Consider the following 23,693-nt stretch of genomic DNA (forward strand, 5'->3'; position numbering starts at 1 on the left):
CTTGCGGATGATATCCCAGAACGTGTCGCCAGGCTGCGCGTGCGTGATCATCGCAAATGTGTACGACGGCGCCGCCGCCATGGCGCAAACAGGTGCCGCAAACATGCCAACACCAGACAATACAGCGCCAACAGCAAATGCACTGACAGAAAGTTTCTTCGTTACGTTCATTTTTCCCCCTAACAAAATCCACACCATGCGGATTAAGAAATTATGCATATGGAATCAGCACTCTTACAAAGAGTAAAATCCCACATGCCTAGCCTTCCCCCAAAAACCACAAGCCCGGCTCGTCCTGGCCTTAAATCGCTTGTGGTGCAAAATCACTCGGTGCCACCGGCATGACGCCTTGCAGAAGCGCCATCGATTTCCCAAGTCCTTCCAAACTGTTCAAGAGCACATCTTCATGCTCAACCGACAGCCACCCGTCATAGCCGGCCATCTTCAGCCTGTAGCAAAACTGCCGCCACCACTCCTCGCCATGTCCGAAGCCCAGCGTAATATACGACCAGCTTCGCCCCGGAATATCGATGAGGCTGCCGTTCTCCAGAAGTGATGTGGTCGCCTGAACAGGCGCGTTAAGCAGCGTATCCTTGGCATGCACATGATAGATCGCCGCACCCAGCGCCTCCGCCGCGGCGAGCGGATCAGCGCCCATCCAGAAAAGATGCGATGGATCGAGGTTCGCGCCCACAACCGGGCCAACCGCCTTGCGCAATTTCAGGAGCGCCGGCACATTATAGACGCACTGATTGCCATGAAGCTCCAGGGCGATGCGCTCCACGCCATGCGCCTTCGCCAGGGCCACGATATCACTCCAGAACGGCAACAGCCTGTCTTCCCACTGATAACGCAAAATCTCCTGCGTCTCTGGCGGCCAGGATGCAACCACCCAGTTCGGCAACTTGTCCCCGGCACAACCGGCGGGCAATCCTGACATCGTGCAGACTGTCTTGATGCCCATGCCGCCGGCCACGCGAATCGTATCCTTCAGGCATTCAGCCTGCTTGGGATCGGTTGGATGAAGCGGATTTCCATTGGCGTTCAGGCTGATGACATCCAATCCGCGGCTGCGGAAGGCGTTGAGGAAGTTGCTTCGGGCCTCGGCGCTTTTCTTTATCGCGGCCATATCAAAATGCGGCGCCGTCGACCAGCCGCCAGTGTTCACCTCAACCCCCGAGGCGCCCATTCGCACCGCGCTGTCAAGCACCTCTTCAAACTTCATTCCACCGAGACTATCGGAGACAAAACCAAGCTTCACAGGCTATTCCTCCGCTTAACGGTAAAGGGCGGGTTTATCCGCCATGTGAACATTGACGCGCTGACGCGCCGCAAGAGCCTGCACACCCGCCTGCGCAACCGCTGTGGCGCAATAACCATCCCAGGCATTGGCGCCGATTTCCGAAGGCACGCCGGTTTCGATTGATTTCAACCACGCCTTGTTCTGAACCCGATACGCTTCGGCGAAGCGCGGCCGCCAGTCAGCCGGGTAACGTTCAGCCGCCTGCAAGCGCGCATTCAGTTTTGAATGAACTGGCGCATTAAGGAAAACCGACCCGTGTTCACCAATCAGCTCGCCACGCACGTCGTAGCCATAACCGGCATTGTTGTTGACCTCAATCGTAACAAGGTGCCCGCCCGTGGTCTCGAGCACGATCACAACCGGCATGCCGGTTTTGGTGGTATCAACGCCGGCAGGCTGGAACACCGAAATCGACGCATAGTCCGTATCGAGCACAAAGCGCGCCACATCGAATTCATGGGGAGCGGAATTCGTGATTCCCATGTAACCTTCAAAATTCGCAGGCGCTTCCACGTTGCGGTGAAAATTATGCATCATCACCGCGCCGCCGATGCGCCCCTCCGCCAGCGTTGCCTTCATCTCGGTATACGATGGGTCGAACCGCCGCATGAACCCGACCTGGAGCAGCCGGCGCCCCAGCTTTGTTTCAGCCTCGATGACTTTCAGGCAATCCTCGACGTTCGGCGCCAGCGGCTTCTCGCAAAGCACCGGCTTGCCCGCCTCAAGAGCGGCGATCGCCAAGGCGGCGTGCGTTTGGTCCGGGCTCGCGATCAGAACCGCGTCGACATCGGCCCGGGCGATAACGGCCAGCGGATCGCTCGCCACATGCCTGGCGCCGCAAGCCTCGGCGACCGCCGCCGCGCGTTTCTCGGAGGCATCGCAAACGACCTGCAAAACGGCGCCGGGAATGTCGCCGGACATGATCCGCGCATGATCAGCCCCCATGACGCCCGCACCGAGAATCGCAAGCCGAACACTCATGCGCTTTCCCCTTTAGCGGCGAGGCTGTCACACCACACCCGCGCGCCGCCTCTGCAGCCTATCTCGCTTTTACACCGGCTCATTTTATTGCCTGACGTCCTCTCTGCACCACGCTATGAAACAAACGTGCTGATTTTTATCAGTATAGAATATTAAATCCACTACGGCGTCAAGAGATTATGCTGGGCCGGAGCCCAAGTAGCATTTATTTTATTCTCTTTGCTCTAGTTTTTGCCGGTGTCGCGGTCCTCATGGCAAATCAACAAAGCTTGGCGGCCACGCACGCAGTGGAATTTTTAGAACAAAATATGGTGTTGCAGCTTTATTTTTCCATATCCCGAAACCCGGCTCCGGAATCTCCCACGATCCGGGAGGCCAGATCCGCCACTTTCATGGCGCGCATGGCTTCCCGCGCGCCGGGCACCTGCAGCGCCTCGCCGCTGGCCAGGCGGACAAAGGCATCGGCCTGCGCAACGAAGGCATCCGAAAAACGGTCGGGGAAGGCCTCGCCACGCTTGCCGTCCGGGGCCATGTTGGGCACCGCGATTGTGGTCAAGCCCTCCGCCGTGAGGCATTGCAGCACTGGATGCCCTGTTCCGGGGTTATGCAGCCACAGTGACCCCTTGGTGCCGCGAATCTCGGCCCGCGCATCGAAGCCGAATTTTGCGAAACGGGTCACGGTGAGAATCGCCAGCACTCCATCCTGCATCACCAGCGTCAGGGCGCCGGTGTCGGTATCGCCGATTTCGCCGATCTCCGGGTCCACCTGTGCCGAACTTGCGGCAAACACCGCTTGCGGCTCGCGCTCGAGCAGCCAGCACGCCACATCGATATCATGGATCAGCATGTCGCGGATGATGAAGCCCGAGCTGCGCAGAAAACTGGCCGGCGGCGCGTTCATATCGCCATTATGCAAAACCATCTGGATAGGCCGCCCAATGGCGCCGGCTTCCAATAGTTCCTTCATTTTTGCGAGCGCCGGGTCGAAGCGCCGGTTGAGCCCGATCATCAGCTTCACCCCCGCCTTGCCGGCCGCGGCCACGGCCTGCGCCGCGCGGCCGAGATCAAGATCAATCGGCTTCTCGCAAAAAATATGCTTGCCCGCGGCGGCTGCCTGCTCGATCAACGCCGCATGCGTATCCGTCGCGGTGGCGATCAACACGGCATCCAGGGCGGGATCCGCCAGCGCCGCCGCCACCGGCACGGCCTGGGCGCCATGCAGAGCCGCCAGTTCCGCCGCCCGCTCAGGGATGGCGTCTGACACATAACGGAGTGTCGCGGCGGGGTGTTCGGCGATGAGACGGGCATGCATGGCGCCGATGCGGCCAGCCCCGAAGAGTGCAATTTCAGCCATGATCAGTGAATCTCCGGTTCGGGCACGGGCTCGCCATGCGCGGTTTCTAAAAAGTCGAAGTCGCAGCCTTCATCGGCCTGGCGCACATGCTGGGTATAGAGGGCGCCGAAGCCGCGCTGATAATGCGGCGGCGGCGCTACCCAGGCGGCACGGCGGGCTTCCAGCTCGGCATCGCTCACGCACAGCGCAATCCGCCGCGCCTCCACATCCAGCTCAATGATGTCTCCATCACGCACGAAGGCAAGCGGTCCGCCAACCCGGCTCTCCGGGCAGACATGCAGCACGCAGGCGCCGTAGCTGGTGCCCGACATGCGGGCATCGGAGATCCGCACCATGTCGCGCACGCCTTGTGCCAGAAGTTTTTTGGGGATTGGCAGCTGCCCCCATTCGGGCATGCCCGGCGCGCCGATGGGCCCGGCATCCTGGAGCACCAGCACGGAATCCGCGCTCACCTCCAGCGCGGGATCGTCGATGCGCGCTTCCATGTCGTTATAATTCTTGAACACAACCGCGGGGCCACGGTGTTTCAGCAGCCGCGCCTCTGCGGCGCCGGGTTTGATGACAGCGCCGCGCGGGGCAAGATTGCCGGTGAGCACGGCCAGCCCGCCCGAGGCCCAGACCGGGTTGTCCAAGGGGCGGATGACATCCTCGATATACACGTCCGCGCCCTCGATATTCTGCCCGATGGTGGCGCCGTTCACTGTCGGGCAATCAAGATGCAGGTGGCCGCGCAGCCTGTTCAACAGCGCCCTGGTGCCGCCGGCATAGTAGAAATCCTCCATGAGGAAGCGGCCGGTGGGGCGGATATCGGCCAGCACCGGGATTGTGCGGCTCAGCCGGTCAAAGGCTTCCAGCTCCAGATTGATCCCGGCGCGCCGCGCCAGGGCGATGATGTGGACGATGGCGTTGGTCGAACCCGAAAGTGCCAGCGCCGTGATGATGGCGTTTTCGAACGAGCCAAGCGAGAGAATGTCGGAGGGTTTCAGATCGTCCCAGACCATCTCGACGATGCGCCGCCCGGTATCCGAGGCGAGGCGGGAATGGTTGGCATCAGGCGCCGGGATGGAGGAGCCGCCGGGCAGCACGAACCCCAGCGCCTCGGCCAGCGTCATCATGGTGGCGGCGGTGCCCATGGTCATGCAGGTGCCGGCGGAGCGGGCGATGCCGTCCTCCAGCTCGCCCCAGGCCTCGTCGCTCAGATTACCGGCGCGCCGCTCCGCCCAGTGCTTCCATACATCCGAGCCAGAGCCAAGCACCTTGCCGCGCCAGTTGCCGCGCAGCATCGGCCCGGCGGGGAAATAGATCGCGGGGAGATTCATCGAGATCGCGCCCATCAGCAGGCCAGGCGTGGTCTTGTCACAGCCGCCCATCAGCACCACGCCATCGATCGGGTGGCCGCGCAGCAGCTCCTCCGCCTCCATGGCAAGGAAATTACGGTAGAGCATCGTCGTCGGCTTCACGAAAGGCTCGCCCAGGCTCATCGCCGGCAGCACCACGGGGAAGCCGCCGGCCTGCCAGATGCCGCGCTTCACCTCTTCCACGCGCTGCGGAAAATGGCTGTGGCAGGAGTTCATGTCCGACCAGGTGTTCAGGATGCCGATCACCGGCTTGCCTTCGAAATCGCGGCGCGAGAAGCCCATCTGCTTGGTGCGCGAGCGGTGGCCGAAGGCGCGCAGGGTATCCACGCCATACCAACGGTGGCTGCGCAGCTCTTCATAGGTTTTTTTGGTCATGGTCTCAGTATCCGTTGCTGGGGGCATCAAGCGGGGTGGCGCGGAAGGCGCCGACCGCGGCGGCGGCACCGGCGGCCATGAAACGCGCATCGGAGCCGATCGTCACGAAATCAAAACCCAGGGCGGCCATGCGCGCGGCATATTCCGGCGTGGCGTTATGGATGCCGGCATACACGCCGTGATGCCTGGCCCGCGCCAGCACATGGTGAACCGCGGCGATAACGCGCTCATCCACCGGATCAAACCGCGGTGTGGCGCCCAGCGCCAGCGCGAGATCCGCCGGGCCGATATAAATCGCATCCAGCCCCGGCGTGGCGAGAATGGCGTCCAGATTGTCCAGCGCGGCCTGCGTCTCGATCATGGCGAAGCCGGTGACGAGCTCATTGGCCTTGCTCCCGTAATCGCCCCCATGCGCGAGCAGCGCGCGGATGGGGCCGAAGCTGCGCTGCCCCAATGGCGGATAGCGCAGGCAGGAGACGAAATCCGCGGCATCCGCGGCGCTGTTGATCATCGGGCAGATGATGCCCAGCGCTCCGGCGTCGAGCATCTTCATGATGACCCCCGGCTCGCGCCAGGGCACGCGCACAACGGGGATGACGGGCCTGGTGCTGATGGCGGTGAGCATGCGTACCGCGGCGAGATAATCCGTGACGCCATGCTGCATGTCGATGGTCAGGCTATCCCACCCCTGATGCGCCATCGTCTCGGCCGAGAAACTGTCTGGAATTGCCAGCCAGCCATTGAGGATTTTCTCCCCGGCCCGCCATTTTTGCTTGAGCGACATTTTGCCCCCTCTCCCGCCCGCCGCTAAATGGCCGCGAGATTTAATTGGTCCAGCGGACGCCCCGGAATGCTGCGCGCGCCGTGCCGCGCATCCCACTCCGCCTGCACCTGCTCCAGCACGCGCATCACGGGCAGCACGGAGCGCCCCGTCACCAGCGGTTCGCGGCCGCTGTTCAGCGCATCGATGAAATCACGGGCGATGGCCCATGCGTTCTCATGCTCACTCACCGCAGATTCGCTTCCGGCGCCGGTTGTTATCGTGGAGGTGAGTTCGTCGAGCCGGTAACTCTCCTGGCTGGTCACCACCAGCGTATCATAAATCCGCTCGCGGGCGTAGTAGGAACCTGTTGCGAGAATGCTCTGGTCATCATGCGTCTCGATCAGCACCGCCACTTCCATCGGCGTGCCGGTATGAGGGTCGATGCCTGGCATGAAGCTCTGCACGCGGCGGATGCGCGCCGCCCCCGCCGCGGCATCGCCCTTGCCTGCGAGCCACAGCCCGAAATCCAGCAGATGGGTCGTGTGGTGCCACAGAATATTGTCGATCCAGTTGCGGCGGATGCCGGTGGCGCCGATATTCACCAGCCGGTGGATGAAAAAGCGCCCATGAACATGCCGCACATTCTCTTCGCCCGCCTGGATGCGCGCAAGCATCGCGCGCCGCTCCGGGCGGAAACGCATGGGGTGCGACACGGCGAGCATCACCCCGGCCGCCTCGGCCGCATGCACCACCGCCTCCGATGCCGCGAAAGTCATGCCGATGGGGATCTCCACCAGCACCGCCTTGCCGGCCTTGATGACCTCCATCGCCATCGCGGCATGCGACTCGCTGGGGCCGGCGATGATCACGGCATCCACCGCCGGGTCATTCACTGCCTCGATCATGTTTATGCCGGCATGGGCGAAGCCGTATTCGGTGGCGAATGCCTGCACCTGCGGCAGGTCGCGCCCGACCACGCTGTGCAGCCGCACGCCTGGATGGCCGCGCAGGGCCTCGGCATGCCAGATGCCCATCATTCCGTGGCCGATCAGACAGATATTTTTCATTCTACGGGCTCCGTGGTTGGCAGGCGGGCCATTGGGAAAGCGGGGATGGGTACACCGGGCGCCTCGAGGCGCAGGGCGAAAATTCCGCCCGAGAGCGGGGTGGCGTTGAGGCGCGCGGGCGCCACATGGTGGCGGGCGGAGGTGAGAAACAGCGTGCGCATGTCCGCGCCGCCGAAGCAGGGCATGGTTGGCGCGGCGCAGGGCAGCGCGATATGGCGCACGCGCGCGCCCTCCTCCGTGTAGGCGTTCAACACCCCGGCCGAGATGCCAGCACTCCAGTACAGCCCGGCCCTATCGGTGGCGCCGCCATCGGGGCGGCCATCCTCCTCGCCAGGGGTGGCGATGATCCGCTTGTTGCTGAATGCCCCTTCCGCGTAGTCGTAGCGGCAAAGCTGCTGCCCCTTGCTGTCGGAATGGAACACGCGCCGGCCATCAGCCGACCAGGCCAGCCCATTGGAGACGATCAGCCCCTCCAGCACACGGGCGGTGGCGCCATCCTGGTCAAGCCGGTAGAGCGCTCCGCAGGGCCGGGAGAGCGTCGCCTCGTCCATGGTGCCCACGAAGAAACGCCCATCGGGCGAGACCTTACCATCGTTATAGCGATTGCCGGGCACATCGCCCTCGGGATGGGCAATGAAGCGCAGCGCGCCGGTGCGCGGCGCGAAATGGTGGATGCCGCCGCGCAGGGCGACGAGCAACCCGCCGTCATCGGCCAGTGCCGCGCAGCCGATGGTGGCGGGCATCGGCCAATCGTGCCGCGCGCCGCTGGCCAGGTCCAGCCGGTGCAGGCGGGGGGCGAGGATATCCACCCAGTAGAGCGCCTGCTCGGCGGCATGCCAGAGCGGGCTTTCGCCCAGCCCCGCCTGCGCGTCGAGAATGCAGGTGATCTCCATCGCCCCCGTTCCCGCCTCAGCGCATCGTCGGCATGGCGAACTCGGCGCCCTTGCGGATGCCGGCCGGCCAGCGCGTGGTCACGGTTTTCAGCCGCGTGTAGAAGCGCACACCCTCGCGGCCATGGATGGCATGGTCACCGAAGATGGAACGCTTCCAGCCGCCAAAGGAATGGAACGCCATCGGCACCGGAATGGGCACGTTCACGCCGACCATGCCGGCCAGCACCCCGGTTGAGAAGGCGCGGGCGGAATCGCCATCAGCCGTGTAGATGACAGCGCCGTTGCCGAACTCATGCGCGTTGACCAGGGCCAGCGCCTCGGCAAAACTCGCGCTGCGGACAACGCTCAGCACCGGGCCGAAAATCTCTTCCTTGTAGATGGTCATGTCCGGGGTGACATGATCGAACAGCGTCGGGCCGGTGAAATAGCCACCCTCGTTGCCCTGCAGCTTCAGGCCGCGGCCATCGAGCACCAGCGTGGCGCCCTCCGCCTCGCCCTTGGCGATGTAGGATTCCACCTTCGCCTGATGCGCGCCGGTGACGAGCGGGCCCATCTCGGCCTCCTGATCGGTGCCCGGCCCGATCTTGAGCGCGCGGGCGCGCTCGGCGATGCGCGCCACCAAAGGCTCGGCGATGGGGCCGACCGGCACCGCCACCGAGACCGCCATGCAGCGCTCACCGGCGGAGCCATAGGCCGCGCCCATCAACGCATCCACCGCTTGCTCCAGGTCGGCGTCGGGCATGATGACCAGATGGTTCTTCGCCCCGCCCAGCGCCTGCACGCGCTTGCCCTGCGCCGTGGCGGTGGTGAACACATATTCTGCAATCGGGGTGGAGCCGACAAAACTCACCGCGACGACGCGCTTGTCGTGCAGGAGCTGGTCCACCACGTCCTTGTCGCCGTTGATGACATTGAACACGCCGGCCGGCGCACCGGCCTGGCTCAGCAACTCGGCCATGCGCAGCGCCGCCGACGGCACTTTCTCCGAAATCTTCAGGATGAAGCTGTTGCCGCAGGCCAGCGCCACCGGGAACATCCAGAGCGGCACCATGGCCGGGAAGTTGAACGGCGTAATGCCCACGCATACGCCCAGCGATTGGCGCACGGCGTGGCTATCGACATTGGTGCCGACATTCTCGCTGTAGTCGCCTTTCAAAAGCTCGGGGATGCCGCAGGCGAATTCAACAACCTCGATGCCACGCGTGACCTCGCCGCGCGCATCCGAGATCACCTTGCCGTGCTCGGCGCTGATCAGCGCCGCCAGCTCGTCGGCGTGCTGCTCCAGCAAATCCTTGAAACGGAACATCACCCGCGCGCGGCGCAGCGGCGGTGTCGCGGCCCAGCCGGGGAACGCGGCGGCGGCGGCTGCGATGGCGGCTTCCACCTCATCGGGCGTGGCGACGGACACGGCAGCGCCCTGCGCCCCGGTGGCGGGGTTGAAGACCGGCAAGGTGCGCGGGCCTGAACCGGTGAACGGCGCGCCGTTAATGTAATGATTAAGAATTTTCATCGGAGGGACTCCAGGGGATCAGGAAACAGGAACGGGGAGTGGCGCGGCGATTTCGAATCCGGCCGCGCGGACCATTGCGGAGAGATTGGCGTAGCCAAGCCGGGCATAGGTGAGCGGATGGGCGCGGGCGGGGTCCTGCTCGGCCTCCACCACCATCCAGCCGTCATCGTAGCCGCCCGCCTTCAACGCCGCGAGAACGGCGGGGAAATCCACCCCGCCGTCGCCCGGCACGGTAAACACCCCGGCGATGACCGCCTCGAGGAAGCTCCAGTCCTGCGCCTTGGCCACGGCCATCAGCTCCAGCCGGACATCCTTGCAATGCACATGATGGATGCGCGCGGCGTAGCGCGTGGCAAGCGCCACCGGGTCGGCGCCGGCGAAGGTGGCGTGGCCGGCATCGAGCAGCAGGCCGACATCGGCGCTGGTCTCGGCCATCAGCCGGTGGATCTCGGCCTCGGTCTCGATGACCGTGCCCATGTGGTGATGCACCACGAGACGCAGCCCTTGCTCGCGCACATGCCGGGCCAAAGCCGAGAGCCTAGCTGTGAATTCAGGCCAGGCGGCTTGCGGCATCACCGGGCGGCGGCTGAGCGGCACATCGCGCTGGCCATGGATGCAGCCGCTGACCTCAGCGTAAATGAGCACCTGCGCGCCATTTGCCTTCAGTAATTCCAGGTGCGGGGTCATCGCCTCGATTTCGGCGTCCACATCGCGGCTCAGCAGCTCGCCGCTATACCAGCCGGAAACATGGCGCAGCCCGTGCGCCGCCAGCACGGCCGCCAGGGCCCTGGCCTCGCGCGGGAATTTATTGCCCAGCTCGATGCCCTCGAACCCCGCTTCGCGGGCCTCGGTGAGGCATTGTTCCAGCGGCGTGGCGCCGCCCAGTTCGGGCAGATCGTCATTGCTCCAGGCAATCGGGTTGGTGCCAAGATGAATCATCGAGAAAAATCCTTAGATGTTAGACAAGACGCTGGTGTGCGCGGGCCTGCTCATAGGTGGCGCGGGCTTCATTCACCTCGCCGCGCAGGGAAACTTCCGGCACCGCGACATCCCACCACGCGCCGCCGCCGGAAGTGATGTAGGGGTCGGTGTCAATGACGATCACACTGGTGCGCGGCGCGGTTTTGGCGGCGGCCAGGGCGGCTTCCAGCCCGGCGATGCCGCTCACCTTGCACGAGAGCGCGCCGAGGCTCGCGGCGTGGGCCGCGAAATCGACCGGCACTTGCGCCTCATGCCGGGAGTCGGCCAGCAGATTGTTGAACGGGGCGCCCCCGGTGCCCATTTGCAGCCGGTTGATGCAGCCATAGCCGCGATTATCCAGCACCAGAATGGTGAGTTTGAGCCCGAGCATCACGGAGACCGCGATCTCGGAATTCAGCATCAGATACGAGCCGTCGCCCACCATCACATAAACATCGCGCTCCGGATGGGCGAGCTTCACGCCCAGCCCGCCGGCGATCTCGTAGCCCATGCAGGAGAAACCATATTCCAGGTGATAGGAGCGGGAATTTTCAGCGCGCCAGAGCTTATGCAGCTCGCCCGGCAGACCACCGGCGGCGCAGACCACGGTGGCATCCGCTCCGGCCTGGCGATTGACGGCGCCAACCACCTGCGCATCAGAGGGCAGCGCCGCCGCGCTGGCGGCCGTGACGGCGTTTTCCTGCGCGCGCCAATCGGCGATCAGCGTGGCGGCACGGGCGGTCCAGGCGGCATCGGCCCGCCAGCCGGTCAATGCGGCGGTGAGGCCGGCCAAGCCGCGCGCGGCATCGGCCACCAGCGGCATGCCACCGTGCTTGGCGGCATCAAAGGCCGCCACGTTCAGATGCACGATACGTAAATCGGGATTGGCGAAGAGCGCGCGCGAGCCGGTGGTGAAATCCTGCAGGCGGGTGCCGACGGCAAGAATCACGTCGGCTTGCGCCGCCAGGGCATTGGCGGCACTGGTGCCGGTGACGCCGAGGGCGCCCATGTTTTGGGGATGCGCCCAGTTCAGGCTGCCCTTGCCCGCCTGCGTCTCGCCCACCGGCACGCCATGGCGGGCGGCGAACGCGGCCAGCGCATCCTCCGCCCCGGCATAGCGCACGCCGCCTCCGGCGATGATGAATGGATTCCTGGCGCCGCGCAGAGCCTCCACGGCACGCGCCAGCTCGGTTTCGTCAGCACCCGGGCGGCGGATATAATGCACGCGGCGGGCAAAGAAAGCGGCGGGAAAATCAGCCGCCTCGGCCTGCACATCCTGCGCCATGGCCAGCGTCACCGGGCCGCACAGCACAGGGTCGGTCAGCACCTCAAGCGCGCGCGGCAGCGCGGCGAGAAGCTGTTCGGGCCGCGTGATCCGGTCAAAATAACGCGATACCGGACGGAAGCAGTCATTGGCGGTGACCGTCGCGTCGGCGAAATCCTCAACCTGCTGCAAGACGGGATCAGGGCGGCGCGAGGCGAACACATCGCCCGGGAGGAAGAGCACCGGCAGCCGGTTCACATGCGCCAGCGCCGCGGCGGTGACCATGTTGAGCGCGCCCGGCCCGATGGAACTGGTGCAGACCATCATCCGCCGGCGGGCATGGGCCTTGGCGTAGGCAATGGCGGCATGCGCCATCGCCTGCTCGTTATGAGCCCGGTAGGTGGGCAGGACATCACGCGCGGCATGCAGGGCCTCGCCCAGCCCGGCGACGTTGCCATGGCCAAAAATCGCCCAGACGCCACCGAACAGCGGCACTTCGGCGCCATCCTGTTCGATGAACTGCGCGCCAATGTAGCGCACCACCGCCTGCGCGGCGGTCAGGCGCAATGTGCTGGCCGCAGATGACCGGGCATTCAGATGATCTGTCATTGATTCCTCTCCGCTGTCCCGGTCTTGCCTGCCGGTCGGCAAAATTATGAAACAACAATTCCATTTAAATGGCAATAGTGGAATTTGCATTCCGGCAAATGAAATTTTCCGCCAAAGTTCGGCCTATATATGGAAGGAAAATTCTGGTGTTATATAAAGATGTCAGCTACCCATGCCGCCATGACCACTCCCAACCCAAGCCAGGGCACACTGGCAGACTCAATCCCCCGCACGTTTGAAGCCTTGCGCAACCATGTCATCGAACGCCACGGCATGTTGCCCAAGCGGCTGGCGCAGGTGGCGAAATTCGCCCTCGACCACCCCGACGAGATGGCGCTGAACACTGTCGCGGAACTCTCGGCGGCGGCGGGCGTGCAGCCCTCGGCACTCGTGCGTTTCGCCCAAAGTCTCGGCTATTCGGGGTTCTCCGAACTCCAGGGCGTGTTCCGCTCGCGGTTGCGCGACCGCTGGCCCGATTATCAGGAACGCCTGACCAAGATACAGAACGAAACCGGCGGCGATGCTGATTCAAGCTCGGTTCTGGGCCGTTTCGTCGAAACCTCGATGCGCTCTCTCGCCCGTCTGCCCGAGAGCATCTCCGGCGAGGCGTTTGACGCGGCGGTATCGCTGCTGGCCAGGGCGCGCACGATCTATATTCTCGGTCAGCGGCGCGTCTTCCCGGTGGCGGCCTATCTTTCCTACATGTTCGGCAAGCTGGAGATGCAGCATGTGCTGCTGGATAATTTCGGCAGCATGATCGACATTCAGGCCGGCAGCATGCGCGCGAACGATGTGCTTCTGGTCATCACCTTTACGCCCTATACGCCGGTGACTGTGGAGATCGCGAACCAGGCAGCGGCACGGGGGGTGCCACTCGTCGCCATCACCGACTCGGTGTTCTCGCCCATCGCCAGCCTGACCGGGGCGCGGCTTGAGGTCGTGGAGAGCGATCTTGGCTCGTTCCGTTGTCTCACCGCGACGTTAACGCTGGCCATGGGCCTCGCGGTCGTCAGCGCCGAGCGGCGCCGCACCGTTGGCGAGTCACCCTCAAATAGCTGAGGCCTGCCTCTGGACTATAAAAATAAACGGCGATTCAGACCTCAGATTGGCCCGCAAAGCGGGTCAACCTGAAGTCATCGCGCTATCGCGAAACACGGGTCGGTGCTGATCTGCCAGCGCCGCTCCGGCCCGGCCATGATGTTCAGATAATAAAGATCGCATCCCGGCGCGGCGGAAACCGGATGATAGCCGCGCGGCACCAGCACGGCGGCGCCGTCGGTCAGCGGCAGCGCCTCATCCAACCCGGCATGGTCATAGATCCGCTGGAAACCAAACCCCCCGGGGCGGCGGAAGCGGTGGTAATAAATTTCTTCCAGCGCCGTCTCATCCGGCCCTGCCGTGTCGTGCTTATGTGGCGGAAAGGATGACCAATGCCCGCCGGGCGTGATCACCTCCACCAGCAGCATGGCGGCGGCTGGCTCGGTTTCAGGCAACAGGTCGCGGATAAAACGTTCATTATCCCCCGCTCCGCGCGTGGAACAGCGCACAGCGCCGGGCATGATGACGCGGGGCGGCGGCGGCGCAGCGCCCGGCGGCACCGCGGCATGGCAGAGCGCCAACTCGCAGGCGCTCGCAGGGGTGAATCGCCACGCCGCGCCGGGAGGCAGATAGACGGAATGGCCCGGTCCCTCGAACGGGCTGCGCCGCCCTCCGATTTCGGCGTGCAGGTCCGCCGCCTCGATCAACCCCGTGCCGGAGAGCAAAACCAGGCCTGTTTCAAGCCTGCCGGTGGAGCGGCTCACGGCCTGACCAGGCTGCAAGGCAAATGCCTCCAGCCCGATATGGCCAAGCCCATCGCGCTGCCCCGGCAAACCCGCGGTCAGGCAACGGCCTTGTGCATCCGGCTGGTGCGCGCGGCGCAAATAGAGACTCACGCAGCCTCCCCTCTCAGGCGATCCCACAGCCCGGAGAAACGCGCGAAACGCGCCTGCAACATGGCCTGTACCTCATCGCCCGCCGCGCGGCCGGCAAAATATGCCGCTGCCGGCTCCGCCCAGATCGCCCGGCCGATGGCAAACCCAGCCACCAGCCCGTACGCCGCCGCTTCGCTCAACCCGGCCTCCAAAATCTCCGCCTCATGGTCCCCGCCCAGCACCAGCACCCCCCGGCAAGCCGGATCCGCGGCCGGAATAAGCCCCTCCAGAACCGCCCATACCGGGTTTGGCTGCACCGGCAATTTCCACCAGTCCGGATGCAGGCCTAGCCGGTAGAAATGTTCGATCAACCGCGGCGCCGCCGTCTCGTCCATAACCCCCCCGCGCGGCGGCAGGATTTCCACCAGATATTCCCGTCCGGCGGCTACCGCCGCCTCCTGCAGACGCAGCAGCGCTTCATCCTGGGCGGCGCGCAATGCCGGTTCATCATCAGGGCCATAGGTCACCAGGCATTTCAAAGTCTCGGTGGCGGGCCAGGAGGCCAGGCCGCCACCCAGGTCAAGCCCGGCGGTGAACGCAAGCGGCCGGCTGCCCGGCTGCTCGACCGGGGCGGCGATCCATAGCCCATCCGCTTCGGCGCAACCGCGCGCGGGCCCGCCGTAAATATGGTCAAGCAGCAGACCATAGCCACGGCGCCCCCTGGCCTCAGCCGCCACGGCACGCAAGGCCAGGGCCTTGAAGGTGCCGATCTGTGCCGGGTGACGCGCAAGGGCCGCGAGCTGCGGCCGGTGGTCAATGGCCAGGGCCCGCAGCGTGGCGGGGGCGCGGCGGCGCGCGGTGAAGCGCTTGGCATCCGCCATGACAGGCGAGTCGAGCGGCGTGCCCGCCATGAACAACGCCACCTCCCGCGGCCCCGGATACGCATTGGCGCAAAGCAGCCGCCCGGCGGCGATGGCGCCACACGCCAGGGCGGTGGGCATCGCCGCCTCGGGCGACGCCCCACGCAGCCAACGGGAGAGAAAGCCTGCGAGGAATGCATCCCCCGCCCCCAGCGGATTGACCACCCGCACCGGCCAGGCGGGAAAATTTTGCCCGGTTTCAGGCCCCGCCGTAACGAGCGTGGCACCTTCCGCGCCGTGTTTTAAAATAAACAGCGCGTCTGAAACCTCACGCAGCCGCCGCATGGCCGTGAACGGATCAGGCGCCGCACCGGCCACGCACCACTCCTCGGCGGTGCCGCACACCAGGGCCGCGCCTTCCATCAACGCCGAAAGCCGAGCGGACACGAATGCGCGCTCGCCGCTGGTCCATAATTGCTCACGGAAATCAATATCCAGCACCACCCGGGCGCCGGCGGCACGCGCAAGTGCCGCCGCGTGCAGGCTGGCTGCATATACTTCAGGGGTCGAGGCATGGGTGCCGGTGAGCACCAGGGCGCGCGCCGAGGTAAGCAGGGAGGCATCGAGCATGCCGGCGCGCAGCCCCATGTCGGCGCAATTCTCGCGCCAGAAGTGCAGTTGCACGGCGCCGCCCGGGCCCACGCCGGCGATCGCCAGGGCTGTCGGCCGCTGCGTATCGCGCCGCACGCCGCGCGTCTCCACCCCGTCGGCGATGAATTGCGCGATGATCGCCTCGCCCAGCGGATCCGCGCCAACCGCGGTGATGATCGCGGCGCGCAGGCCCAGCCGCGCGCACCCCACCGCCACATTGGCCGGTGTGCCGCCCACCGATTTCACAAAGCTGCCCATATCGGCCAGCCAGGTGCCGGTCTGCTGCCCATAAAGGTCCATCCCCGCCCGGCCCAACGTCACCACATCCAACGCCGGCTCCGGCATCACAAATCCTCCTCGTTGCGGGCAATTTCGGCTTGTCGTCCGACCCAGTCAAATATGAAAAATACAGTCTATGGACAACAAAAATCAGAACGTATATTCTGTTTGGGGAAACCAACCCAACCGGAGGAACCATGTCCAAACTCAAAATCGCTCTAATCGGGGCGGGCCGAATTGGCCGCGTCCATGCCGCCAACCTGGCCCTGCTTGAAAATGCGCAGCTCACCGTGGTGAGCGATGCCATCGAAGCCGCCGCCATTGACCTGGCCGGGCGCTACGGGGTGCGCGCCACCACTGACGCCGCCGCCGCCATCGCCTCGCCCGACGTTGATGCCGTGCTGGTCTGCTCCTCGACCGACACCCACGCCGAGATGATCCTCGCCGCCGTGCGCGCGGGCAAGCCGGTGTTTTGCGAAAAGCCCGTGGATATGAGCGCCGATGGCATCCGCGCCGTTCTCGCCGGCGTAGCCGCCGCCAAGGGCATGCTGATGGTCGGCTTCAACCGCCGCTTCGACCCTAATTTCCGTGAAGTTCAAAACCGTATCGCCAACGGCGCGATCGGCAACGTCGAGCTGGTCAGCATCATCTCCAAGGACCCCGCGCCGCCGCCGGTCAGCTATATCGCCCGCTCGGGCGGCTTGTTCCGCGACATGATGATCCATGATTTCGACATGGCGCGCTTCCTGCTCGGCGAAGAGCCGGTTGAGGTGCATGCCGTCGGCTCGTCGCTGGTTGATCCGGCCATTGGCGAAGCTGGCGATGTGGATACCGCGGCCGTGCTGCTGCGCACCGCCAGCGGCAAGATCGCCACCATCACCAACTCGCGCCGCGCCACCTTTGGCTACGACCAGCGTATTGAGGTGCATGGCGCCGTTGGCATGCTCTCGGTCGGCAACCAGCATGTAACGACGGTGAGCGAGGCGAACACGCGCGGCTACACCGCCGATGTGGCGCAGCTCTTCTTCCTGGAACGCTACAACGAAGCCTACCGCGCCGAGCTGGCCGCCTTCATCGACTGCGCAACCACCGGCAAGGCCCCAAGCCCCGCCGGCGAGGACGGGCTGCGCGCGCAGATGCTCGCGGATGCTGCCACCGAGTCCGTGCGTACCGGCTTGCCGGTCCGCCTGACAGCTTGAAACACTCTTTCTAAAATAATTTTAAATGAAATTTATTGACTAAAAAAATCCCGGCCTTTACAGTTGGGTCAGCTTCGAGCCGGCGGCACAACACCGCCGGCCCGCGAGCCAAGCGATAAGACAAAACAATAAACTTCAAACTTCTGGGACGAAACCATGGCTGTATTCCTGCTTCTATCGCGGCTCTCCTTCGGTTGAGCTCCGCATATTGCGATATTTGATATTTTTCACCTGAACCGCCCATGCGATTTTCAGAGCCGCGCATCCGCCGGTTATTCCGCGCGGCACCACCCGTTCGCGCCCCTCTGACAAACGCAAAACAGCGTCCAACCACTACAAAGGGAGACTATAACGTGACATCCAAAACCATTTCAGTTCGCCTCGCAATGGGCGGCATCAGCCTGCTTGCCGCTGCGGTGATGCTGGCCGCGCCCGCGCGCGCGCAAAGCCTGCAGGACGCGCTGCGCCAGACAACCTTCACCGGCGAGCTGGGCCTGACCAATTTCACCTATGCCAATGCCGGCCATTCGGGCAATATGACCAACGGCTTTGGCGTCGGCGGCCATCTCATCGTGCATACCGGCGCGCTTGATGGCTTCAGCGTTGGCCTGGGCGGCTATACCGGCCAGTCTCTGGGGCTCTACTCCCACAACCCCGCTCATGACGACACCGAACTGACCGGCCGCACGCACAGCCTGCAATCAGTCCGCGAAGCCTATCTGCAGTTTGAAAACCCGTGGCTGGAAGTCCGCGGCGGCCGGCAGATGCTCAACACGCCTTACGCCAACCAGGATCTCTACACCTTCAGCCCGCGCGCCTTCATGGGCTTCTCCGGTGTTGCGAACATCATTGGCGGCAGCAACGGCGAAGCCGACGCGGCACCGATGGGCCTGAAGACCTCCACCGCAACACTCTCCGTGTTCGGCGCCCGGATCTTCGGCTACAACTCGCGCTACAGCAGCGATTTCACGACCGGCAACCGCTACCTCTCGAAATCCAACGGCTTCATCGCCGCCGGTGCGCGCTACCAGAACACCTTTGCCGGCACCAATGTGAGCCTGCAGGGCTGGTACTATGATTTCTACGGCCTCGGCCAGCTCGTCTACGGCCAGGCTGATTTCGCGACACCGCTTTCCGCGAATGAAACCGTGTTCGGCGCGGCGCAGATGTTGGCCGAAGGTAATTCCGGTAACGGCATCAGCCGTTACGGCAGCGTTGATGCACACATCTATGGCGGCAAGCTCGGCATGAGCTTCGGCGCTGACGATGTCGCGATGATCGGCGACTACAGCCCCATCGCCTATAATTCATTCCGCCATGGCGGCGTGATCCATCCCTACAACGATAATTCCGGCACCACCTTCACCGACACGATGCAGACCGGCATCCCCGACTTCGGCCCCGGCTACGCAATCGGCATCACCGGCGATGTCGTGGCGCTGGACGGCAAGCTGAAAATCTCGCCAACCTATGTCGAATACAAGGTCGACTACGGCTTTGGCGGTAACGTGTACAACTTTAGCGGCCCCTATGCCTTCCCCACCGGCACGCCGGTTCATGACCAGGCGATCCACGTGATCGACTCCAACTTCAACTACAACCTCTCCAGCGTTCTCCCGGGTCTCTCGGCTGATTGGGACGCCGACGCGGCCTTCGCCGAAAACGGCAACCAGGGGCAGCATTTCAATAACCCCTACTTCAGCAGCCGTATTTATCTGAAATACGATTTCTGATCGGGCGCATCAAACCAATATGTGGCCAGCCTGAACCGCAGGGTTCAAGCTGGCCACATGCAATCGAGCGCAAAAATACTGGCTGGAATGTTCATCGCAAAGGTGAACGCTCCAGCCTTTTTTGCGGCCGGTTTCATCCGGGCCTTACCGGATGTTCTCCGGGGTCAGGATATTTATTCCGAGAAAACACGGTGCCAGAGCATCAGAATTTCCGCGTACGGCAAGGATCATTCGTTCAATCAGGGTGGCGCATAGCGAGGCAAGCGGGTGGGAGAGGAGAAGGCGGATATGCCCATCCAACAGGCCTTGATGAGCCGATCTGGTGCGGTCATTGCCAATGACGACAATCGATTTTGCATGCGCGCATTCGCGAAGTGCCGTCAGCACGCCGCTGATACCACCTCCCGCGATGTATAATCCTCGAAGTTCCGGTTCCCGCTGCAACAGATGACGAACGAGTTCCGCCGCAACACCGGCATTCTCCAGCGTCGCACCTGGCTCAACAACTTCAAACCGCGGCGCATGCTCCCTAAAATACGAGCGCAGACCGCTCTCGTTCAAATCCTGGCAGCGGAAGCGATGGGTTCCGACCAGCACGCCCACCTTGCCTGGCGCCTGCGCCATTTGGGCTATGAACCATGCGGCCGTGCGCCCAAGCTGATAATTATCAAGCCCGACATACCCCACCGGGACTCTCGTGTTAATCTCCGAAATAAGGGCAAAGACCGGGATACCCCTGGAGGCGAGCCCCTCCAGCGCGGTTGAAACGAGCGGGTGGTTGGCGGCGACCACCGCAACGGCGTCGCACTCGCCACCAAGCGCCTTAATTTGCGCCGCGACGGCAGTCGGCGCGAGCTCCTCCGTATGAAGAATCCGGACCGAGATGCGGACGCCGGAAGATTTTCCAGCCGCCCGCAGGAGTTCCTCCGCCAGCATTTCATAAAAGGATCGGTTTTTTTGCAGCAGCAAAAACCCGAACCGCATCATGGGCCGTTCCTTGGACAGGCTTTGCCCGATCAGGGGTGCCATGCGAAAACCCAAAGATTCAGCGGCTTTCATGACTTTTTTGGCGGTCGGCCCTCGCACCGGGTCGCGGCCATTTATAACACGATCAACCGTCGAGACACTGACACCGGCAGCCTTGGCCACATCGCTGATGCGGGCGCGCGGGCCCGATTTGGGAGATTCTCTCATTTTCTATTTCCCGGCATGAGGTGTTTGAAACAAAATATCCCGAATTTCTTCGGTGGCAAGCAGGCTGGTGATATAAGGCCGTTTGGAGGGTATATCATGAAACCAAGCTGGAAAAACTACAGGCTGCGCGAAATGCATGCAGAGAACACCACCTCGCATGATGGCAAGGACATGGGAATAACGGCCGATGCTGTTTGGTATTCCTGCGCGATCGACCGCAAAAAAATGAAAGAATTAATTCGCCGCTCTGACGGTCCGGCCCTGCGGTTTTTTGGTTTGTGGCTCGGCCTGCTCGCCGCATCCGCGATTGCCGCGTTTTTCTCCTGGGGAAGCTGGTGGGCGCTCCCCGCCTTCTTCGTTTACGGCGTTCTCTATGCAGCGGCTGATCACCGGCATCACGAACTTTCGCATGGAACGGCCTTTCGCACACGGTGGTTGAACGAAGCGCTCTTTCATCTTTGCGCGTTCATGACCCTGCGGGAAGGCTTCTACTATCGCTGGAGCCATACCCGGCATCATACCCATACCCTGCTGGTTGGAAGGGACCCGGAAATTGCGGCGCCACGGCCGCCAAAGGTTCTGATGCAATTTCTGGACTTCTTTTTTATACACGACGGCTTTGTGCAACTGGGGCGTCTCCTGCGGAACGCGAGCGGAGACTTGACCGAGGACGGCAAGCACTTTGTCCCCGATGGGCAGCGCCACCGCGTCATCCTGGCGTCTCGCATCTATCTTGGCATGATCCTCGCTGTCATCCTGGGCTGTGCCGCCACGCACAGTATCCTCCCCGCCATGTTCGTCATCCTGCCCCGCTTCTATGGTGGTTTTTTCTCTCAACTCTTCAACCTTACGCAACACGCCGGATTGAACGAAGATGTCCTCGACCACCGGCTGAACACCAGAACAATCATCATGAACCCGGTTTTCAGCTTTCTCTATGCGAACATGAATTATCACATTGAACACCACATGTTCCCCATGGTGCCATTCTACCGGCTGCCCGAATTACACGAGCTTATCAAGGCGGATTGCCCGCCTCCCTATGCGGGAGTCTGGGCGGCCTGGGCGGAGTTGCTGCCAGCCCTGATCCGGCAAAGGCAAGAACCCAGCTACTTTATTCAGAGGCAGCCACCCGCGCAGAGGGAGCCCGTGGGATTGAGAGAAGCGCTCGCCTAGCGTCCCGATTTTGAAGTTCGTAACATCAAAATATCTTCCCGCGCGGGACGCCAGCACTTTGTTTTCAGTGGCCGGCTTGCATGCGCATGAGTTCGGCGGCTTCGTGTTCATCAACATGGCCGAAAACCCGCCCTCCTTCGAGGAATTTTATGGCCCGCTGCTGCCCATGCTCGCCTCCTATAAAATGGAGGAGATGTTCGTGGTGAAAGACCTCTGCGTGGAGGTGCCGGCGAACTGGAAAGTGCTGGTGAATGTGTTCAACGAACCCTACCACGCGCATTCCACCCATCCGCAGATCAAGCCCTCGGTCGATGATTATTTCATCCAGTCGGATTTTTATCCCAACGGGCATAACCGGCAGCTCTTCCCCGTGGGGGTGGTAAGCCCGCGCTGGCCCGATGACGAGACGGTGAATGAAGCGCTGGCCTATTTCCTGATGGAAGCCGGGGTGGACCCGGCCAGCTATAAGGGCGATGCAAAAGGCGTGCGCCGGGCGCTGCAGGCGGCCAAGCGGAGGCCCAATAACCGATATGGCGTGGATTATAGCGGGTATACGGATAACCAGCTCACCGATGACTGGAATCCCTCGCTCTTCCCCAATGTGACGCTGAACATGCACCCCGAGGGCGTGTTGTTCATGCGCATGCGCCCGCACCCCACCAACCCGGAGCGCGCGTTTTACGATGCCTGGGTGCTGAGCCGGCGCTTGGCCGATGGCGTGCGCCCGCCCGCCTATATGGGCGTGGAGCCGGATGTGGACGTGACCGGCGCCACCCGCCCGGCGCGCCAGCGCACCACCAGCGAGGAACCGCGCGGCGGCGATGTGGTGGACCAGGATGTTGCCAATATGGTGACCTTGTACAAGGGCATGCGCTCGCGGGGCCTGGGCGGCATCATCCGCTTCAGCGAACAGGAAAAGCGCATCCAGCAATTTTTTTCGGAAATGGATTTGTATCTTGATGGATCAAAGGGGGATTTAAAATGAGCGCTGAGGCACGCCTGCTGGCCATCAAGGAGATCGGCAAGCTCAAGGCCGCGTATTTTCGCTGCATGGACACCAAGAACTGGGGAGAATTCCCGGATCTGTTCACGGCGGATGCGGTGTTTGATGTGCGCGGCGCGCTGGAACCGCCGAAATCCGAGGAAGAGCACGCCAAGGAGCCGGTGGTGAACGGGCGCGCGGCGATTGTGGAGTATGTACGCAGTGGCATTTCGCCGCTCACCAGCGTGCATCATGGCCATATGCCGGAGATCGAGATTCTTTCAGGCACTTCGGCCAAGGGCATATGGGCGATGGAAGACATGCTGATCATTCCACCGGGCGGCCCGTTCAAAAAATTCCAAGGCTGGGGCCATTATTTCGAGACCTACCGGTATGAGGGGCGCTGGCGCATCGAAACGTTGAAGCTGCGCCGCCTCTACGTGGAAATAACGGCCTAATAACAAGCAGGAGGAACCGGCATGATCCGGCTGGATGGAAAAGTGGCGATTGTCACCGGGGCCGCGCGCGGCCAGGGCGAGGCGACGGCAAGGCTGTTTGCGCAGGCGGGGGCGCGCGTGGTGCTGACCGACCGGCTGGAAAAAGAAGGACGTAAGGTTGCCGCTGAAATCGGTGCGGCGGCGCGCTTTATTGTTGCGGATGTGTCATCCGAGGAAGCCTGGGCCGTGCTGGTGCGCGAGACGCTCTCCGCCTTCGGGCGCATCGATATTCTCGTTAATAACGCGGCGATCTCCGATCATCACGGCGCCGCGGAGCTGGAGAAGGCGCGGTTTGAAACCATATTGGCGGTGAATGTGGTGGGGCCGTTTCTGGGCATCCAGGCGGTGCTGCCGCATATGCTGGCGCAGGGGCGCGGCGCCATTGTCAACATCTCTTCCGTGAACGGGCTGCGCGGCAATGCCGGCATGGTGGGGTATGATTCCAGTAAATGGGCGCTGCGCGGCATGACCAAATCCGTGGCGGTGGAATATGGCGGGCGCGGCATCCGCGTGAATTCCGTGCATCCAGGCGCCATCCGCACGCCCATGCTGGACCCGGCCGGGACTGTGGATGGCGCGCTGCTCTCACACATGCTGCGCATCCCCGCCGCACGCGTGGGCGAGCCGGAGGAGGTGGCGCAGGCCAGCCTGTTCCTGGCCAGCGACGCGGCCTCCTACATTAACGGCGCCGAGCTGGCTGTTGATGGCGGCTGGACCGCCGGGCTGGTGGTGCCGGACGAGATCGACCCGGCCACCCGCGTTTCCAACTGAG

The 23,693-nt window shown here is 63.4% G+C and carries 21 protein-coding genes and 1 pseudogene; 7 read left to right on the top strand and 15 right to left on the bottom strand.

Annotation, left to right across the window (positions count from 1 at the left end):
- The 11 genes and pseudogenes from QQJ84_RS09080 to iolD all read right to left on the bottom strand — a co-directional run.
- Positions 1-219 (bottom strand): annotated as a pseudogene (locus tag QQJ84_RS09080) (hypothetical protein); the annotation flags it as partial.
- An 82-nt stretch (positions 220-301) separates the two neighbouring features.
- Positions 302-1,261, bottom strand: a complete 960-nt coding sequence (locus QQJ84_RS09085; RefSeq protein WP_284257834.1) for a sugar phosphate isomerase/epimerase family protein — start codon at positions 1,259-1,261, stop codon at positions 302-304.
- Positions 1,262-1,276: 15 nt separating this feature from the next.
- Positions 1,277-2,284: a Gfo/Idh/MocA family oxidoreductase gene (locus tag QQJ84_RS09090; protein WP_284257835.1), complete on the bottom strand. Its 1,008-nt coding sequence runs from the start codon at positions 2,282-2,284 to the stop codon at positions 1,277-1,279.
- A gap of 322 nt (positions 2,285-2,606) precedes the next feature.
- Positions 2,607-3,638, bottom strand: coding sequence for a Gfo/Idh/MocA family protein (locus QQJ84_RS09095; protein WP_284257836.1), 1,032 nt, complete (start codon positions 3,636-3,638; stop codon positions 2,607-2,609).
- A 2-nt stretch (positions 3,639-3,640) separates the two neighbouring features.
- Positions 3,641-5,371 carry an L-arabinonate dehydratase gene (araD, locus tag QQJ84_RS09100; protein ID WP_284257838.1) on the bottom strand — a complete coding sequence of 577 codons (1,731 nt, stop codon included), beginning with the start codon at positions 5,369-5,371 and terminating at the stop codon, positions 3,641-3,643.
- A gap of 4 nt (positions 5,372-5,375) precedes the next feature.
- Positions 5,376-6,155 (bottom strand): HpcH/HpaI aldolase family protein, encoded by a 780-nt coding sequence (locus QQJ84_RS09105; RefSeq protein WP_284257839.1) that lies wholly within the window; start codon positions 6,153-6,155, stop codon positions 5,376-5,378.
- A gap of 23 nt (positions 6,156-6,178) precedes the next feature.
- Positions 6,179-7,201: a Gfo/Idh/MocA family protein gene (locus tag QQJ84_RS09110; protein WP_284257840.1), complete on the bottom strand. Its 1,023-nt coding sequence runs from the start codon at positions 7,199-7,201 to the stop codon at positions 6,179-6,181.
- The gene (locus QQJ84_RS09115) at positions 7,198-8,094 is read right to left on the bottom strand and encodes an SMP-30/gluconolactonase/LRE family protein (RefSeq protein WP_284257841.1); all 897 of its coding nucleotides are present in this window, start codon (positions 8,092-8,094) and stop codon (positions 7,198-7,200) included. Before QQJ84_RS09115 ends, QQJ84_RS09110 begins: the two co-directional genes overlap by 4 nt.
- Positions 8,095-8,110: 16 nt before the next feature.
- Positions 8,111-9,604 (bottom strand): CoA-acylating methylmalonate-semialdehyde dehydrogenase, encoded by a 1,494-nt coding sequence (locus QQJ84_RS09120; protein ID WP_284257842.1) that lies wholly within the window; start codon positions 9,602-9,604, stop codon positions 8,111-8,113.
- Between the two features lie 18 nt (positions 9,605-9,622).
- Positions 9,623-10,543: a myo-inosose-2 dehydratase gene (gene iolE / locus QQJ84_RS09125; protein ID WP_284257844.1), complete on the bottom strand. Its 921-nt coding sequence runs from the start codon at positions 10,541-10,543 to the stop codon at positions 9,623-9,625.
- Positions 10,544-10,562: 19 nt separating this feature from the next.
- A complete protein-coding gene (gene iolD / locus QQJ84_RS09130; RefSeq protein WP_284257845.1) occupies positions 10,563-12,437 on the bottom strand; it encodes a 3D-(3,5/4)-trihydroxycyclohexane-1,2-dione acylhydrolase (decyclizing) in 1,875 nt (624 codons plus the stop codon).
- A gap of 159 nt (positions 12,438-12,596) precedes the next feature.
- On the opposite strand from iolD, the gene QQJ84_RS09135 reads away from it, so the two are divergent.
- Positions 12,597-13,496 carry a MurR/RpiR family transcriptional regulator gene (locus QQJ84_RS09135; protein ID WP_284257847.1) on the top strand — a complete coding sequence of 300 codons (900 nt, stop codon included), beginning with the start codon at positions 12,597-12,599 and terminating at the stop codon, positions 13,494-13,496.
- Between the two features lie 74 nt (positions 13,497-13,570).
- Here the strand turns inward: QQJ84_RS09135 and iolB are convergent, their stop codons facing one another.
- Together iolB and QQJ84_RS09145 are read right to left on the bottom strand one after the other, a co-directional pair.
- Entirely contained in the window at positions 13,571-14,371 is an 801-nt protein-coding gene (iolB, locus tag QQJ84_RS09140) for a 5-deoxy-glucuronate isomerase (protein WP_284257848.1), read from the bottom strand.
- The gene (locus QQJ84_RS09145) at positions 14,368-16,206 is read right to left on the bottom strand and encodes a PfkB family carbohydrate kinase (RefSeq protein WP_284257849.1); all 1,839 of its coding nucleotides are present in this window, start codon (positions 16,204-16,206) and stop codon (positions 14,368-14,370) included. Before QQJ84_RS09145 ends, iolB begins: the two co-directional genes overlap by 4 nt.
- A gap of 131 nt (positions 16,207-16,337) precedes the next feature.
- Here QQJ84_RS09145 and iolG point away from each other — a divergent pair, with 131 nt between their 5' ends.
- Entirely contained in the window at positions 16,338-17,339 is a 1,002-nt protein-coding gene (gene iolG / locus QQJ84_RS09150; protein ID WP_284257850.1) for an inositol 2-dehydrogenase, read from the top strand.
- A gap of 10 nt (positions 17,340-17,349) precedes the next feature.
- Here the strand turns inward: iolG and QQJ84_RS09155 are convergent, their stop codons facing one another.
- A complete protein-coding gene (locus QQJ84_RS09155) occupies positions 17,350-17,604 on the bottom strand; it encodes a hypothetical protein (RefSeq protein ID WP_284257851.1) in 255 nt (84 codons plus the stop codon).
- Positions 17,605-17,692: 88 nt separating this feature from the next.
- On the opposite strand from QQJ84_RS09155, the gene QQJ84_RS09160 reads away from it, so the two are divergent.
- Complete coding sequence (locus QQJ84_RS09160) at positions 17,693-19,072, top strand: hypothetical protein (RefSeq protein WP_284257852.1); 1,380 nt, start codon at positions 17,693-17,695, stop codon at positions 19,070-19,072.
- 144 nt (positions 19,073-19,216) lie between these two features.
- On the opposite strand, the gene QQJ84_RS09165 is transcribed toward QQJ84_RS09160, so the two are convergent.
- On the bottom strand, positions 19,217-20,221 hold the full coding sequence (locus QQJ84_RS09165; RefSeq protein WP_284257856.1) for a LacI family DNA-binding transcriptional regulator: 1,005 nt from the start codon (positions 20,219-20,221) through the stop codon (positions 19,217-19,219).
- A gap of 69 nt (positions 20,222-20,290) precedes the next feature.
- Here QQJ84_RS09165 and QQJ84_RS09170 point away from each other — a divergent pair, with 69 nt between their 5' ends.
- From QQJ84_RS09170 to QQJ84_RS09185, 4 genes are read left to right on the top strand one after another with little or no spacing between them, the layout of a single operon-like run.
- Positions 20,291-21,442 (top strand): fatty acid desaturase, encoded by a 1,152-nt coding sequence (locus tag QQJ84_RS09170; RefSeq protein ID WP_284257858.1) that lies wholly within the window; start codon positions 20,291-20,293, stop codon positions 21,440-21,442.
- A gap of 10 nt (positions 21,443-21,452) precedes the next feature.
- Positions 21,453-22,427 carry an RHO alpha subunit C-terminal catalytic domain-containing protein gene (locus QQJ84_RS09175; protein WP_284257860.1) on the top strand — a complete coding sequence of 325 codons (975 nt, stop codon included), beginning with the start codon at positions 21,453-21,455 and terminating at the stop codon, positions 22,425-22,427.
- The gene (locus tag QQJ84_RS09180; protein ID WP_284257861.1) at positions 22,424-22,882 is read left to right on the top strand and encodes a nuclear transport factor 2 family protein; all 459 of its coding nucleotides are present in this window, start codon (positions 22,424-22,426) and stop codon (positions 22,880-22,882) included. Before QQJ84_RS09175 ends, QQJ84_RS09180 begins: the two co-directional genes overlap by 4 nt.
- Before the next feature lie 21 nt (positions 22,883-22,903).
- Positions 22,904-23,692, top strand: a complete 789-nt coding sequence (locus QQJ84_RS09185; RefSeq protein WP_284257862.1) for an SDR family NAD(P)-dependent oxidoreductase — start codon at positions 22,904-22,906, stop codon at positions 23,690-23,692.
- Position 23,693: the final 1 nt, after the last annotated feature.

Origin of the sequence: Acidocella aquatica (genome assembly GCF_030160635.1) — a bacterium.
GTDB lineage: Bacteria > Pseudomonadota > Alphaproteobacteria > Acetobacterales > Acetobacteraceae > Acidocella > Acidocella aquatica.

Coding starts and splice junctions, on each gene's coding strand:
- QQJ84_RS09090 (WP_284257835.1), bottom strand. CDS start 2,284: ATGAGTGTTCGGCTTGCGATTCTCGGTGCGGGCGTCATGGGGGCTGAT.
- QQJ84_RS09095 (WP_284257836.1), bottom strand. CDS start 3,638: ATGGCTGAAATTGCACTCTTCGGGGCTGGCCGCATCGGCGCCATGCAT.
- araD (WP_284257838.1), bottom strand. CDS start 5,371: ATGACCAAAAAAACCTATGAAGAGCTGCGCAGCCACCGTTGGTATGGC.
- QQJ84_RS09105 (WP_284257839.1), bottom strand. CDS start 6,155: ATGTCGCTCAAGCAAAAATGGCGGGCCGGGGAGAAAATCCTCAATGGC.
- QQJ84_RS09110 (WP_284257840.1), bottom strand. CDS start 7,201: ATGAAAAATATCTGTCTGATCGGCCACGGAATGATGGGCATCTGGCAT.
- QQJ84_RS09115 (WP_284257841.1), bottom strand. CDS start 8,094: ATGGAGATCACCTGCATTCTCGACGCGCAGGCGGGGCTGGGCGAAAGC.
- QQJ84_RS09120 (WP_284257842.1), bottom strand. CDS start 9,604: ATGAAAATTCTTAATCATTACATTAACGGCGCGCCGTTCACCGGTTCA.
- iolE (WP_284257844.1), bottom strand. CDS start 10,543: ATGATTCATCTTGGCACCAACCCGATTGCCTGGAGCAATGACGATCTG.
- iolD (WP_284257845.1), bottom strand. CDS start 12,437: ATGACAGATCATCTGAATGCCCGGTCATCTGCGGCCAGCACATTGCGC.
- QQJ84_RS09135 (WP_284257847.1), top strand. CDS start 12,597: ATGTCAGCTACCCATGCCGCCATGACCACTCCCAACCCAAGCCAGGGC.
- QQJ84_RS09145 (WP_284257849.1), bottom strand. CDS start 16,206: ATGCCGGAGCCGGCGTTGGATGTGGTGACGTTGGGCCGGGCGGGGATG.
- iolG (WP_284257850.1), top strand. CDS start 16,338: ATGTCCAAACTCAAAATCGCTCTAATCGGGGCGGGCCGAATTGGCCGC.
- QQJ84_RS09155 (WP_284257851.1), bottom strand. CDS start 17,604: ATGCGCGGCTCTGAAAATCGCATGGGCGGTTCAGGTGAAAAATATCAA.
- QQJ84_RS09180 (WP_284257861.1), top strand. CDS start 22,424: ATGAGCGCTGAGGCACGCCTGCTGGCCATCAAGGAGATCGGCAAGCTC.
- QQJ84_RS09185 (WP_284257862.1), top strand. CDS start 22,904: ATGATCCGGCTGGATGGAAAAGTGGCGATTGTCACCGGGGCCGCGCGC.